Consider the following 15008-nt stretch of genomic DNA (forward strand, 5'->3'; position numbering starts at 1 on the left):
GCCATCCTGCATTCCTCATCTCTCATTCTTCACTGATTTTGAAAAGACATCTGCCCAACGCCATCACCTGCCTCAACCTACTTTGCGGCTGCCTGGCGCTCACCAACATTTTTGCCGGACGGCTGGAAACGGGCGCCTGGTTTGTGGCCGCCGCCGCCGCCGCCGATTTTGCCGATGGGCTGGTGGCCCGGGCCCTGCGCGTGTCGTCGGCCATTGGCAAAGACCTAGACTCGCTGGCCGACATGGTGTCGTTTGGGGTGGTGCCGGGGGCTATTTTGTTTACGCTGCTGGGGCAAGCTGCTCAGCTAGCTGATAACGGCGTTACAGACGGGGCCGCGTCCGTCGGATTTTGGGCTTACGTGCCCTACGTGGGCTTTCTGGTTAGCATTTTCTCGGCTCTGCGTCTGGCTAAGTTCAACAACGACACGCGCCAGACGACTTCCTTTATTGGCCTGCCCACGCCGGCGTGCACGCTGGTGGTGGCTTCGCTGCCCCTCATTCTGGCCTACGACCAGTTTGGGCTGCGCGAGGTGGTGCTGAACCCGCTGGTGCTGCTGGGGCTCGCGGTGCTGCTCTCGGGGTTGCTGGTGGCCGAGCTGCCGCTGTTTGCCCTCAAGTTTAAGAACCTGCGTTGGGCCGACAACCGGCGCCGGTTTCTGTTTTTACTGCTGGCGGCAGGATTATTGCTAGCGCTGCGGGCGGCGGCCGTGCCGCTGGTGGTGTTGCTGTACGTGTTGCTTTCGGTGCCCAAAACGGCCGCGCGCTAGTACGGCCCTCCACAAATCGGAACATTGCCGACCAGTCTACTGCAATAATTAGAGTAATTGATTGTTATGATGGCATTGCCGGGTGAACCTGAGGCCCGGCCGTGCTGTTGCGAGGCCACCAGACGGTGAGCCACCTACGGCAAAGCAGGTGTTAAAAAACATAGCGTGTATGCGTCCTTTTTTCCTCTTCGTTGCGTTTGTTGGGTGTATGTGGGAGGCGGCCATGCCGGCGCGCGCTCAATCGGGCGGTCAACTCACCGCCCATGGCAACATTAGGTGGGGCGGCTACGCGGAGGTGCCCGGCACTGGCGCCCGCAAACGCAAGGTGCCCACCTTCAGCGAAGCCCAACCTGTGCCGAATGAGCAGGTGGGCTGGTACAGCATGCGCCTGAGCGGGGGCGCCGTGAGCCAGGGGGAATTGATAAACCTGGTGTATGAGCCCTTTGCCGACGCCGACGCCAAGCTCTTCGACGCCAGCAAGCTGCCCACCGGGCCCGACCCGCAGCTGCGCTCCGGCACCGAAATGAAGCGCACGGTGACCTTCCTCAGCCTGCGTCCCGCCCGCCGCAACCCCCAGACCGGCCAGCCCGAGCGACTGGTATCCTTCGACTACCGCTACTCGCCGGGCAGCGCCGTGGCCGCCCGCGGCACAGCCTCGCCTGCCCACGTATACGCCCCCCAATCGGTGCTGCGTAGCGGCGACTGGTACAAGCTGGGCGTGGCCGAAAGCGGCGTGTACAAGCTCGACAAAGCCGCCCTGGCTGATTTGGGCATTTCGGGCAACATCAACCCCAACAACCTGCACCTCTACGGCAATGCCATGGGCATTCTGCCGCAGGCCAGTGCCGTGCCGCGCCCCGACGACCTGGCGGAAAACAACATCCGCTTCGTGGGCAACAACGACGCGACGCTCGATGCCAACGAGTACTTCCTGTTCTACTCGCCCGGCCCGCACACCTGGGCCGCCGATGGCGGCGTGTTTCGCCACCGCAACAACATTTACACCGATACGGCCTACTACTTCGTGACGGTCGACAACCGGCCCGGCTTGCGCGTGCCCACTGCTCCGGCCCCTACGGCCGGCACCACGCCCACCGTCGTCACGTCGTTTATGTACCGGGCCTTCTACGAGCACGACCTGGTGAACCTGCTGCACTCGGGGCGCAACTGGGTGGGCGAGGGCTTCCGCACGGGCAGCGTGCAGAAGTTCACGTTCAGCACCGTTCCCATTCCGGATTTGTTGCCCAATTCGCCGGTGCAGGTCACGTCGTCATTGCTGGCCAGCGGCTCGGCCGCCAGCAACTTCCAGCTCACGCTCAACGGCAGCAGCCTGGGCAACCAGCCCCTGGCGCCGCTGGTGGCGCAGGCGTTCTGGCCGGTGGCCACCGAGGCTACCGCTACCCGGCAGCTGTACCTGGCCAACCCCGGCACGTCGCTGGATGTGGAGCTGACCTTCTCAAGCGCCGACCCCAGCGCCAACGGCTACCTCGACTATCTCGAAGTCAATGCCCTGCGCCAGATTAAGCTGCCGGCCGACAACCTGCTGGAGTTTCGCTCGCTCAGCAACGTCGGGGCGGGCCGCCTGAACCAGTACGTGCTGGACAACGGCGCAGGCGCCACCGTGTGGGACGTGACTAACCCCCGGCGCCCCGTGCTGCGAGCCCTCGACGCCAACAACCGGTTCGTGGCTCCCTCCGACACCCTGCGCGAGTTTGTGGCTTTCCGCGAAAATGGCGCATTTGATAAAAAGGTGCGAAAATTTGGCCCCGTCAGCAACCAGAACCTGCACGCCCTCAACGCCAACCCGGCGGCTCTGGTCGACCTGGTGATTGTGACGCACCCGGCCTTTATGGGCCCGGCCACCCGTCTGGCCAACCACCGCGCCAGCCACGACCAGCTGCGCACGGCCGTGGTGACCACCACGCAGGTATACAACGAGTACGGCTCGGGTGGACAGGACGTGACGGCCATTCGCGACTTTGTGAAGCAGCTCTACGACCGGTCGCCGGCGGGCAAGCAAATTCAGCTGCTGCTGTTTGGCGACGCCTCGTACGACTACAAATCGGACCCCTACAACGACCCCAACTTTGAGCCGGGCTGGTGGAAAAACCGCGTGCCGTTCCGCGCCAGTGCCGATTTCGACGCCTTCAACCAGAACTACGTGCCCACCTATCAGTCGCGCGAGTCGCTGGCGCCCTATTTCGGTGGGGTCAGCTACGCGTCGGACGATTATTTCGCCCTGCTCGACGACAACGAGGGCGAATGGGCCGAGTCGGCCAGCGCCGAGCTGCTCGACATTGGCGTGGGCCGCCTGCCGGTACGCATGCCTCCCGGCAAATCGAACATCATCAGCCAGGCCGAGAAAATGGTGGATAAAATCATCAGCTACGACGCGGTGCCCGCGTATGGTAAGTGGCGCAACCGCATCACGCTGGTGTCGGACGACGGCGAAGGCAATCTGTTCATCAACAACACGCAGGGCTCCGACAACATTGCCAACATTGTGCAAACCACGGCCCCGGTTTACAACGTGCACAAGGTATACCTCGACCTGTATCCGCAACAGGCCGTGGCGGCCGGCCAACGCTCGTCGGCTGCCAACCTCGCCATCGACCAGTCGATGGAGCAGGGCTCGCTCATTGTGAACTACCTGGGCCACGGCGGCCCCAAAGGCTGGGCCGACGAGCAGGTTCTGACCAACGCGTCGGTGATGGCCCTGCGCAATACCAACAACCTGACCTTTTTCACCACGGGCACCTGCGACTTCAGCGCCTTCGACAACCCGGATTTTACTTCGGCCGGCGAGCAAGCCCTCACCGATAACGACAGGGGGGGCGCCATTGGCCTGTTCACGACCACCCGCGTGGTGGACGCCGGCCAGAACGCCGGCCTGAACGATGCTTACTTCCGGCGCGTGCTGCAGCCCCTCAACGGCAAAATGCCCGCCATTGGCACCGTGGTGATGCTGAGCAAGAACGATTTTCACGGCCCCGGCCTGGTGGCCGACCTCAACAACCGCAACTACACGCTGCTGGCTGACCCCAGCATGACCCTGGCCTACCCCCGGCAGACGGTGGTGCTCGACAGCGTGAACGAGCGAGTGGCGGGCCGCTGGCAGCCCGCGCCGGTGCTGCAGGCCCTGGCCCGGGTGCGGGTGCACGGCCGCGTGCTCAACGGCGGCGCTCCGAACACGGGCTTCACCGGCCGCGCGCAGGTCACCATCTTCGACAAGCCAACCACGGTGAAAACCCTGGGCGATGAGATGGGGGCCAACCCCGCCGATGCCCCGCGCGACGTACAAGTGCAGGAAAGCGTGGTGTATGCCGGGCAGGCCAACGTGGTGAACGGCGAGTTCAGCCTCATGTTTGTGGTGCCCAAAGACATCAACTACAATCTGGGGCTGGGCAAAGTCAGCCTGTACGCCTCCGACCCCACCAACCGCGTGGACGCGAACGGCTACCAGCTGAAGCAGGTGGGCGGCGCCACTCTGAATGCTCCGAAGGATACCATTCCGCCGGACATTACGCTGTTTATGGACAACGAGCGGTTCGTGTTTGGGGGCCTGACGGCGCCCAATACTACGCTGCTGGCCCAACTTAAGGATTCGAGCGGCATCAACACCACGGGCGCGGGCATTGGGCACGACATCACGGCCATCATCGACCACGACGCTAGCAAGCTGCTGGTGCTCAACGAGAGCTTTGTGTCGAGCGTGGGCAACTTCCGCGAGGGGCGCGTGACCAATCTGTTCAAGGACTTGGCCAATGGGCCGCACTCGCTCACGCTCAAGGCCTGGGACACGTACAACAACTCGGCCGAGAAGGACATTGAGTTTGTGGTGGCCACCGACGAAAAGCTGGCCCTCGACCACGTGCTGAACTACCCCAATCCGTTTGCTACCCGGACTACGTTCCTCTTCGACCACAACCTGGCCGGCGGCGAGCCCGATGAGCTTGACGTGCAGGTGCAAATCTTCACGGTGGCGGGTCGCTTGGTGCGCACGCTCACGGCCACCGTTTCCAGCACCGACCCGCACAACAAGCCCCACGACAACGGCATCGTCTGGAACGGCCGCGACGAATACGACGACCAGCTGGCCCGCGGCGTATACGTGTACCGCCTGAGCGTGCGCTCGCAGCGCAAGGGCACGGTGGCGTCGAAATACGAAAAACTCGTCATCCTCAATTAATCCGCTTTTCTTTGCTCCCGGGCCGCTAATGGCCTTCTCACCCACCTCTATGCAATCATTCGCTTTCCGTTCGCGCCTGGCGCTGGCAGTCGGTTTGCTGGCCTCGGCTGGCTCGGTGCAGGCCCAACACACCATCACCACGGCCGTGCCCATTCTCACCCTCAGCCCCGACGCGCGCGCTTCGGGCATGGGCGAAGCCGGCGTGGCCACCTCGCCCGATGCCAACGCTACCTACTTCAATCCCGGCAAGCTGGGGTTCGTGCCCTATAAGTACGCCGTGTCGGCGTCGTACTCGCCTTGGCTGCGCAACATCACCGACGACATGAGCCTGTCGTACTTGTCGGGCTACGGCAAGGTGGGGCAGCGTTCGGCCTTCGGTGCTTCGCTGATGTATTTTGACCTCGGCACCATCGACTACCGCACCGGCAACAACCTGCCCAACGGCTCTTTCAACCCCAAAGAGTACGCGGTGTCGGTATCGTACGGCCTGCAGCTGACCGATAATTTCGGCGTGGGTATTTCGGCCCGCTACATCCACTCCAACCTGATTGGGGCCGTGAACAACAACAGCTCCGACCCCGGCAACTCGGCGGCCGTGGACCTGGGCGCATACTATTCCAAGGACGTGACCATTGGCACGGGGCTCTACAATCTGGCTTTTGGCGGTGCGATTTCGAACATCGGCAACAAGATGACCTACAACGACCCCACCAACCCCAGCTTCCTGCCCACCACGCTGAAGCTCGGCACGGCCATCACCCGCGAAATCGACCAGTACAATAAAATCACCATCACCGTGGACGCCAGCAAGCTGCTGGTGCCCTCGCCGTACTACGAAGACCTGATTACCCCGGCCAACGCGGTGCAGTTGCAGCGCATCAAAGACCGCAACGACGAGCGCAACCAACAAGGCATTGTGGGCGCTATGTTCTCCTCGTTTAGCGACGCGCCGGGCGGCTTCAAGGAAGAGTTGCGTGAAATCAACATCGCCAGCGGCCTCGAATACAACTATAACGACCTGCTGTACGCCCGCGGCGGCTATTTCTACGAAGCGCCCGATAAAGGCGACCGCCAATACGCCAGCCTGGGCCTGGGCGTGCGCTACCAGGTGTTCGGCATCGACGGCACGTACCTGATTCCGACCGGCAGCAATTCGCAAAACAACCCCCTGGCCCAAACCATTCGGGTGTCGTTGCACTTCAACCTGAACAAACTGTCCGACGCGTTTGACGAAAACGGCGCCGGCGGCACCAGCGGCACGCCCGGCAACTAGGCTGCGGCCACTGCAGCCATGACCAGAACGTCATGCTGAGCGAAGCCGAAGCATCTCTACCGCGCAAGTAATTAGCTTGTTGCGCGGTAGAGATGCTTCGGCTTCGCTCAGCATGACGTTCTGGTATTCCCCACCTTCTTATGCTCTTCGAATAATGCTCGACCGTACCGTCGCCCCTCCCGTTCAGCCGCTGGCCCGCGTAACGCTGCCCGCGGCCGACGTGCTTTCTCTGCCCAGCGGCGCCCGCCTGCACGTGCTGGCCAACGACGCCCAGCCCGTGGTGCGCCTGCAGGCCGTGTTCCGGGCCGGCAAAACCGTGGAGCCGCGCCCCGGCCTGGCCACCCTCACCGCGCGCATGCTGCTGGAAGGCACCACCACCCGCACCGCCCGCCAGATTGCCGACGAAGTGGCCTTCTACGGCGCTTCATTGGAGTGCGACGCCGGCTTCGACCGCTCCACGCTCACGCTCTACTGCCTCACCCGCCACCTGCCGGCCTTGCTGCCGCTGGTGCTCGATGTGCTGCAGAACCCGGCATTCCCGACCAGCGAACTGGACCAGCTCAAAACCCGCACCATTCAGAACGTGCGCGTCGAGCGCCAGAAAACCAGCTTCCTGGCTTCGGAGCGGTTCAACGAGCTGCTCTTTGGCGCCGATACTGCCTACGGCCGCGCTTTCGACGCCGACGCCTTTCAGGCGCTCACGGCCGAGGAGGCCCGCGCTTTTCACCAAACGGCCTACTCGTTGGCCAATGCCGAGCTGTTTTTGTGCGGTGATGTGGCGGCCGAGCGCGGGCTGGTGGCCGATGCCTTCGGCGCCGGGCCAGTGGGGCAGGTGCTGGCGCCGGCCGTGGCCGCTGACGGGGCGTTTGCCCCCGCAGCCCCCAGCCGCGTGCCCGTGCCGGGCAGCCTGCAGGCGTCCATTCGCATGGGGCGCCTGTGGCCCAGCCCCACCCACCCCGACACCCACCGCCTAAAGCTGCTGGCCAACGTGCTGGGCGGCTATTTCGGCTCGCGCCTGATGCGCAACATTCGGGAAGACAAGGGGCTGACGTACGGCATTTACGCCAGCGTGGCCCCACGAGAGTCGGGCACGTCGCTGGTCATTGGCACCGATGTGAAGGGCGAAAGCGCCGACTTTGCCGTGAGCGAAATCGAGATGGAGCTGCGGCGCCTGCAGGAAGAGCTGATTCCGGCCGAAGAGCTGGAAACGGTGAAAAACTACCTGCTAGGCAAGTTTGCCAACGAGTTGTCGACGGTGTTTGAGCAGTGCGACAAATACAAAACCTTGGTGTTTCTCGATTTGCCGGCCGACTATTACACCGAGTTCGTGCAGCAGACTGAAGCCACCGACGCCGAAACTCTGCGCCGGCTGGCGCAAGAGTATCTGTCGCCGCAAGCCATGCAGACGGTGGTAGCCGGGCCTCCGGCCTAAAAAGCTTGGTACTAGTCCCATCCGCTACGACGGGCATAAAAAAGAGCCGGGATATTTCCCGGCTCTTTTCGTTGGTAGTAAGGGCTACTACCGAAACGGTCCATCCGTTACCGCACCACGTTGATGCGCCGGTTTTCTACCTTGCCGTTGGAGATGAGGCGGCAGGTATACACACCGGCTGCCAACTCGTCGGCTTTCAGCGGCACGTAGTACTCCTGGCCGCTTTGCACCTCGGCGTTGTAGAGCGTGGCCACCAGAGCCCCGAGTTGGTTGTAGAGGTACACCTGCGCTTTGCCACCTTTTTCGGTGTGGAAGTGCACGGTGCCCTGCGCCGCCATCGGGTTCGGGTAGAGTTCCAGCAGGGTGCCTTTGCCGAGGTCGGAAGCGTTGGGCCCGGCTGTTTCGCGCTTGGTGGCAGCCGTGCTGGCAGTCGTAGTAGCTGCGGCGCTATCGCTCGACAGAGCCATGCGAGCAACTGAGTTGGTGCCACTGCCCGTCACCGAGAGATAGCCACTTGTAATGCACTTGGTCACCGTTTTCGTGCCGTCCCACTTGCTGGAGTACCACACGCCGCCTGCGTTGCGGTTGATGGTAACGGCTAGCACGCTCAGAAGAGGGTTAGTCGGATGTTGGGTCATGTCCAACTGTATGGTGCAGTTACCCTCGATGCTTTGCTCAACACCGTTCACAATCTCGGCAATGTTGGCCTTGCCACTGAACTGGGCGGTGGAAGTAGCAGCCGTGATGGCTAGCACCGAAATGGCGTTGCTCTTCAGGCGATAGGTGTGCGGGTAGAGTACGCCGTTGCGAACATCCAAAGCGCCGGTGCGGTCACGGTAGCTTTTCACCGTGATTTCAACGTTGCCTTGCGGGTTCCTCAGGCTCTTGCTGTACTGAACGCCGAAGCCAAATTGCGTGGGCAGTTCTTCGGCGCCGGTGATGGCCGGTGTGGTGTTGGTAGCAGCTGCGTTATCGGCCAGCGAAGCTGGTTTGATAAATCCGGCCGCACCGTCTGGGTTAAGCGTACCACCGCCAGTAATCAAACCACCGGGAGTCGGTACAGAGATGACAACGATTTTGTCCTTGGTCGGGTCATTAGCGCTATAGTTGCCGGATACAATAACTGCAATTTCCAAGGTGGCCGTAGAGCCGTTGATGGTGTATTGGGCAGTGGCCGAAGCGGTGCCCGTGGTCAGGTCACCAGGGTTAACCAAACCAACCGGCAGGTTTTGAGCGCTGCTGATGGGCGTAAAGCCACCGGTGCTGTTGCGCACAGCGAACGTAACGCGCGCCGTTCGAATATTACCGTTGTTGCCACTGCCCAAGTTTGGGTTGTTCTTGAGCGTTGCCACCAAAGTCAGCGTAGCCGTATTGCTCGTAGCGCTGGTCGTCCAATAGAAGCTCGAGCCCGTGTAGTAAGTATCAGCTACTGGGAAGGCGTTCTGCGGCGTAATGTTAGCCGTCGTGATAGCGGTTGAATTAACTGTGTAGTTACCCGCTTCGCTGCCGCTGATGCTAATGCCGCTAACCGTTACGGTTTTGTTGTTGCCCGCATTTGCATCGCTGAAAGTAGCGCTGGTATAGGCCGCGGTAAGTTTATCGCCAGGCAACCGGTTGTCCAGTAGTGTAACCGTAGCCGTTGTCGAGCCATCGTATACCTTGTCAAGCGCACTAGCGGTTACCGTCAGCGCTTTGGGCGTGATGGTGAGTGTGCCAGCCACATATGAGATGGTGTAGTTGGCATCGGCAGCACTGCTGGCCGTGATGGTGTATGGCCCAACCGGACTGGTTATAAAAGCAGTAGTAGCGAACACAGGAACCGTGGCAGGGGCTGAGTCGCCGTTAGCCAGGCCCGTGTAAGAAGCTGTGAAGGTGGGTAATGCTGCACCATAAACCTTCGTCTTTGCATCGGCCGTAATGGTCAGCGATTTTGGCGTTATCGACAGGTTATCACCTACGTAAGAGAGAGCATAGTTGCTTGAGAGGGCCACGCTGCCTTTGCCAATGGCGTAGGTACCCACATTCTCGCCCGTAGCGCGGGTCAAAGAGCCGGTGAAGGCGTCGGCGAAGGCCAGCGTGCCCGAGGTAATCTGGTAGGTCAAAGTCGGGTCGCTGGCGCCGTAAACCTTCGTTTTGGCAGCAGCCGTAATGGTGACTGGGCGCGGGGTGATGTTCAGATTGTCGCCGGAATACGTCAGGTTGTAATTGGTGCCGGCGGTGAGCGTGCCTTGGGTGATGGCGTAGCTGCCCACGTTCTCGCCTGCGGCACGGGTCAAAGCACCGCTGAATGAGTCACCGGTTACCAAGTTGCCACTGGTCACCTGGTACGTAAGCGACGGGGCAGCATCGCCGTATACTTTCGTTTTGGCGTCGGCTTTCACCGCCAGTGCACGTTGGCCAATAACAAGGTCGGCGCCGTGGTAAGTGAGGGCATAGTTGCCGGTGAGTGCCACGGTGCCTTTATTGATGGCATAAGTCCCCACGTTCTCGCCAGCAACTGTGGCCGCTCCAGCCCGGGTCAGGTTCCCGGTGAAGGCGTCGGCGAAGGCCAGCGTGCCCGAGGTAATCTGGTAGGTCAAGCCCGGGTCCGAGTCGCCATACGTCTTGCTCTTGGCGTCGGCCGTGATGGCAATCGGACGAGCGGTAATGCTCAAGTTTGCGCCTGCATACGACAGTACATAGTTCGTATTCAAAGCTACCGTGCCTTGGGTGATGGCGTAGCCGCCCACGTTCTCGCCAGCAGCCGTGGCTGCGTCAGCCCGAGTCAGGTTGCCGCTGAAGGCATCGCCCGTTGCCAGGCTGCCGGTAGTGATGCTATACGTCAGGTCTGGGTCGTTAGCGCCGTAGACTTTCGTTTGCGGAGCGGCCGTAATGGTTACCGCACGCGTGCCAATGCTCAGGTCATGGCTGACGAATGAAAGGGCATAGTTGTTCGAGAGCGCCACGCTGCCTTGGGTAATGTCATAATTGCCCACGCTTTCACCGCTGGTGCGGACAAGGTTGCCCGCAAAAGCATCGCCGCTCACCAAGCTTCCCGTGGTTACCTGATAAGTCAGGGCCGGGTCAGCGTTGCCGTACGTCTTGCTCTTTGCATCGGCCGTGATGGTGATGGCGCGGGTGCCAATGGTCAGGTTGGCCGGCACAAAGTTCACGAAGTAGTTGTCGCCAGCCGAGAGGGTGCCTTGGCTGATGGCGTAGGAACCCACATTCTCGCTGAGGTTGGTGCGCACCAACTGGCCAGAGAAGGCCGCGGCCGCCAGCGACTCGCTGTTGGTGTACGTGAAGGTGGGGTCGGCATCGCCGTAGGTTTTAGCCTGCGCCGTGGCGGTCACGGTCAACGTTTTTGGCGTGATGCTCAGGTCAGCGCCTCTATAAGTCAGGACGTAGTTGGAGTTGGCCAACGTCGAACTGATGGCATATGCGCCCACGTTCTCACCAGTGGTGCGGGTTAGAACGCCGGAAAACGAATCACCCGTTACCAGCATGGCGGGGGTGCCGGTGGCTGTATTGGTCAGGGCGTAGGTCAGGGCAGGGTCAAGGCTGCCGTATACCTTGCTTTTTGGCGCAGCCGTGATGGTGAGGCCGAGCGGAGCGATGGTCAGGTTGTTGCCATTGTAGGTCAGGTTGTAGTTGGTGCCTGCCGACAGCGTGCCTTGGGTGATGCCATAGGTGCCAACGCTCTCGCCGGCTTGGCGGCTCAGGCCGCCGGTGAAGCCGTCGGTGAAAGCCAGCGAGCCACCGGTAATGTGGTAAGTGAAGCTCGGGTCGGTGTCGCCGTACGTCTTGCTCTTCGCATCAGCCGCCACAGTCACTCCACGCGGGGTGATGGTCAGGTTAGCCGGAGCGTAAGTCAAGTTGTAGTTGGTGCCGGCGGTAAGGGTGCCTTGCGCAATAGCGTAGCCGCCTACGTTTTCGCCCGCGGCACGGGCCAAAGCGCCAGTAAATGAATCACCGGTGGCCAGGCTGCCGCTGGTCACTTGGTAGGTAAGCGGCGGGGTGGCATCGCCGTAAATCTTGCTTTGCGCATCGGCCGTTACCGTGACAGCGCGAGTACCGATGGCAAAAGTGCTGCCCGAAGTGAACTGCAGAGCATAGTTGCTATTCAAGGCTAACGAGCCTTGCTGAATGGCATAGTTACCGACGCTCTCGCCAGCGGCACGTCTTAGGGTGCCGGTGAAGGCATCCGCAAAAGCCAGACTGCCGGAGCTGATGTGATACGTCAGCGTCGGGTCCGTATTGCCATATATTTTGTTCTGCCCGGCATCGGCGGCAACCGTTACGGCGCGTTGGCCAATGAGGAAGTTATTGCCCGTGTAGTTCAGGGCATAGTTGTCATTGAGAACAAGGGTGCCTTGATTGATGGCATAAGGCCCAGCGGCTTCGCCTGCGGCGCGCGCTAAGGAGCCCGTGAACAGGTCGCCGTTCACCAGGTTGCCGGAAGTAATCTGATAGGTCAGAGCAGGGTCGGCGTCGCCGTACGTTTTGTTCTGAGCTTCGGCAGTAATAGCCACCGCACGTGCTGTAATAGCTAAGTTGGCGCTATGGTACGTTAGAGCGTAGTTGGTGCCCAAGCTCACCGAACCCTGGTTAATAGCATGGTTGCCCACATTTTCACCACTTACACGAATTAGGTCGCCGGCAAAGGCATCGGCGAAAGCCAAGGAACCGGAGGTAATCTGGTAAGTGAGGCCCGGGTCGGCAGCGCCATACGTCTTGCTTTTGGCGTCCGCCGTGATGGCAATCGGACGAGCGGTGACGTTCAAGTTGGCCGGCACATAAGTAAGGCTGTAGTTACCACCGGCCGAGAGAGTGCCTTTGTTGATGGCATAGCTGCCAACGCTCTCGCCAGCGGCCCGGGTTAGCGCACCCGCGAAAGCAGACAAGGGCAATGGTTCACTATAGGTAAAGGTCAGGGCCGGGTCGCTGTTACCATAGGTCTTGGTCTGACTTGTGGCTGTTACAGTCAACGATTTTTGTGTGATGCTTAAGTCAGCGCCGGTGTAGCTCAGGGCGTAGTTGCTGTTGAGGGCTACGGTGCCTTGGCTGATAGCGTAGCTGCCCACATTCTCGCCGCTGGCACGCGTCAAACTGCCAGTGAAGGCGTCGCCAGTCGCCAGGCTGCCCGCCGTGACGGCATAGGTCAGTGCTGGGTCCGCAGCGCCATATGTCTTGCTCTGAGCATCGGCCGTAATGGTCACTGCCCGTGCCGAAATGGTGAACGGGGCGGTGTTATAGGCGATGCTGTAGTTAGCCAGAGCAGCTAATGGGCTTAAGGTGCCGCTGATGGCGTAAGGGCCACCAGCCACGGTTTCGCCCGTTGCCCGGCTGTAGCTGGCGCTGATGTTATCCCCCATCAAGAAGCCTGACAACGTACCAGAAAGGACGGGCTCGCTGCCACCATATATTTTACCATTCGCCTGCGGCGTCACCGAAGCGGCTTTAGCAAGGATGGTTACCGTGCTGGTACCAGTCTGGTCGTTATAGTTCGTTCCACCATTGAAGGACCAACCGACCGAAGTGCCGTTGGCGCCAGTTGCGTTGGTGTACACAGCCCCTAGCGAAAGGCCACTGTTCAGGTTTTCGTTGCCTCCGCCTGAAAGCACTACGCCGCTAGCCGTGCCCGATAGGCCATGGCTCGCGCCGTCGTAGGTGCCGGAGTAAGGAGTAACATTCACCGCGGCATTTGCCTTGGCAATTACCAATGTGCCCGTGGTATTCGTAGCTTGATAGTTGTCGTTGGTGAGCGAGGCCACCACCGTGTAGCTCCCCGCATTGGTTGGAGCCGTGGTGCTGGTGGCGTAGGTGGTGGGAGCGGTGCCGGTGTATGTTACGTTTACCCCGGTCATGCTCGTGGGGGTACCTGCCACGCTGGTCGAAGCAGTGGCTGAATGCGCCGCGCCATTGTACGTCTGGCTCAAGTTATTAAGCGCGATGCTAGCCGTGGCCTTGTCGATGGTGAGAGAACCGTTGGCCGGAGCGAAGGAATAGTTGGCAGCCGTCAGGCCGGTTACCACCGGTGTGAGTGTATAGGGAGTTGTGCTGGCGTTGACAGCGGTGGTGGCCAGACCCGAATACGAAACCGAACCGCCAATCACGCTGCTGTTGTCGCCGTTGACAAACCCCGATGGGGTGTAGGTAAAGCCCGTGTATACCTGGCCGTCGTAAGCCTTGGTTTTATTGTCGGCCGTGACCGCGAGCGTCGCTTTGTTGACGTTGATGGAAGCCGAAGCAGGCGAGGGAACGGTGTAATTGGTCTGGTTCGTGGGCGCGAAGCTCACCGATAGAGACTGCCCGATGCCGGCCGCAAGCTTGGTGCCCGCGGCGGGCGTATAGGTGAACACGCCGGCAACACTAGCCGTGGCGTTGAGTTGGGTAGCACCCAGGGCCGTGCCGTAGGTGATATCGGCCGGGTTGTTCCACGTCAGCACCGGCGTTGCCTTGGTGATGGTCAAGGTGCCAGCAACCGGAGTAAAGCTATAATTGGCAGAAGCTAGCGTGCCAATGCCGGCGCTGATGGGGTAAGGACCCACGTTAGAAGTTGTCGTGGCGGCTGTGCTCAGCGCCGGGGTACCGGTTACGCCGCTACTGGCGAGGTCTTGGCTATTTACAAAACCAGTAATGGTGGCAGTAAAGGCCGGGTTGGAGTCGCCATAAGTTTTGCTCTTGTCGTCGGCAGTAACGGTCAGCACTGCTTTATTAACGGTCAAAATACCGGTGCCGGTGCTGGTTATGAAAGAGGCATCTCCGCTGAAAGTAGCCGATACGCCGGAAGCGTAAGTCGCTGCCGAGATGCTCCCTAAACTTACGTTAGATAACGTGGCAACACCGGAAGCATTAGTTGTTGCCGTCAGAGGCACAACTGCCCCGTTAAGGACAAAGCTGATAGTTTTGCCAGCAACTCCTGTACTTGACGTCCCACTGGTTAACGTCGCGCTAAGGTTAGCTGTTCCTCCGTAGGGGCCCGTAGCAGAAGTCACTGCAAGGCTAGTGGCAGTGGCAGTGGTAGTCGGTTGCTTGAAACTGATGACGACATCATCAAAAGTAGTGGTATTGCAGGCTGTAGTCGTCCAGCGAAGCGTATAGGAATTGCCGCTTAAACCATTAAAAACAGATGCGCTGCTCGATGGAGTGATAATGGAACCTCCCGTACCAGACATGATTGACCATGCACCCGAGCCTGCTGTCCCTGGGGAATTTGCAGCCAGGTTTGTGGAAGTACCAACTACGTCCAACTGGTCTAAGCCAGCGTAGGCGGACTCGGTAACAGTTAGCTGGGATGCTAAGTCAATGACCAGGGGGGTTACATATTGGTCTGAGTAACCTTGCACGCTCCAAGAAGATGCACCG

General features: G+C 60.6%; 5 protein-coding genes. 4 read left to right on the forward strand and 1 reads right to left on the reverse strand.

The window, feature by feature from the left end:
- The first annotated feature begins 38 nt into the window (after positions 1–38).
- The 4 genes from IC234_RS04770 to IC234_RS04785 all read left to right on the forward strand — a co-directional run bounded on the left by IC234_RS04770 (position 39) and on the right by IC234_RS04785 (position 7661).
- The gene (locus IC234_RS04770; protein ID WP_190922716.1) at positions 39–767 is read left to right on the forward strand and encodes a CDP-alcohol phosphatidyltransferase family protein; all 729 of its coding nucleotides are present in this window, start codon (positions 39–41) and stop codon (positions 765–767) included.
- A 208-nt stretch (positions 768–975) separates the two neighbouring features.
- Positions 976–4956, forward strand: a complete 3981-nt coding sequence (porU, locus tag IC234_RS04775) for a type IX secretion system sortase PorU (RefSeq protein ID WP_190922717.1) — start codon at positions 976–978, stop codon at positions 4954–4956.
- A 49-nt stretch (positions 4957–5005) separates the two neighbouring features.
- Positions 5006–6229, forward strand: a complete 1224-nt coding sequence (gene porV, locus IC234_RS04780) for a type IX secretion system outer membrane channel protein PorV (RefSeq protein WP_190922718.1) — start codon at positions 5006–5008, stop codon at positions 6227–6229.
- A gap of 154 nt (positions 6230–6383) precedes the next feature.
- A complete protein-coding gene (locus IC234_RS04785; protein WP_190922719.1) occupies positions 6384–7661 on the forward strand; it encodes a M16 family metallopeptidase in 1278 nt (425 codons plus the stop codon).
- A gap of 107 nt (positions 7662–7768) precedes the next feature.
- Here the strand turns inward: IC234_RS04785 and IC234_RS04790 are convergent, their stop codons facing one another.
- On the reverse strand, positions 7769–14368 hold the full coding sequence (locus tag IC234_RS04790) for an MBG domain-containing protein (protein WP_190922720.1): 6600 nt from the start codon (positions 14366–14368) through the stop codon (positions 7769–7771).
- Positions 14369–15008: the final 640 nt, after the last annotated feature.

Source organism: Hymenobacter armeniacus (genome assembly GCF_014699055.1).
Lineage (GTDB): Bacteria > Bacteroidota > Bacteroidia > Cytophagales > Hymenobacteraceae > Hymenobacter > Hymenobacter armeniacus.

What these genes read in the sequence shown, in the direction of transcription:
- porV (WP_190922718.1), top strand. Translation starts at nt 5,006, where the DNA reads ATGCAATCATTCGCTTTCCGTTCGCGCCTGGCGCTGGCAGTCGGTTTG.
- IC234_RS04785 (WP_190922719.1), top strand. Translation starts at nt 6,384, where the DNA reads ATGCTCGACCGTACCGTCGCCCCTCCCGTTCAGCCGCTGGCCCGCGTA.
- porU (WP_190922717.1), top strand. Translation starts at nt 976, where the DNA reads ATGTGGGAGGCGGCCATGCCGGCGCGCGCTCAATCGGGCGGTCAACTC.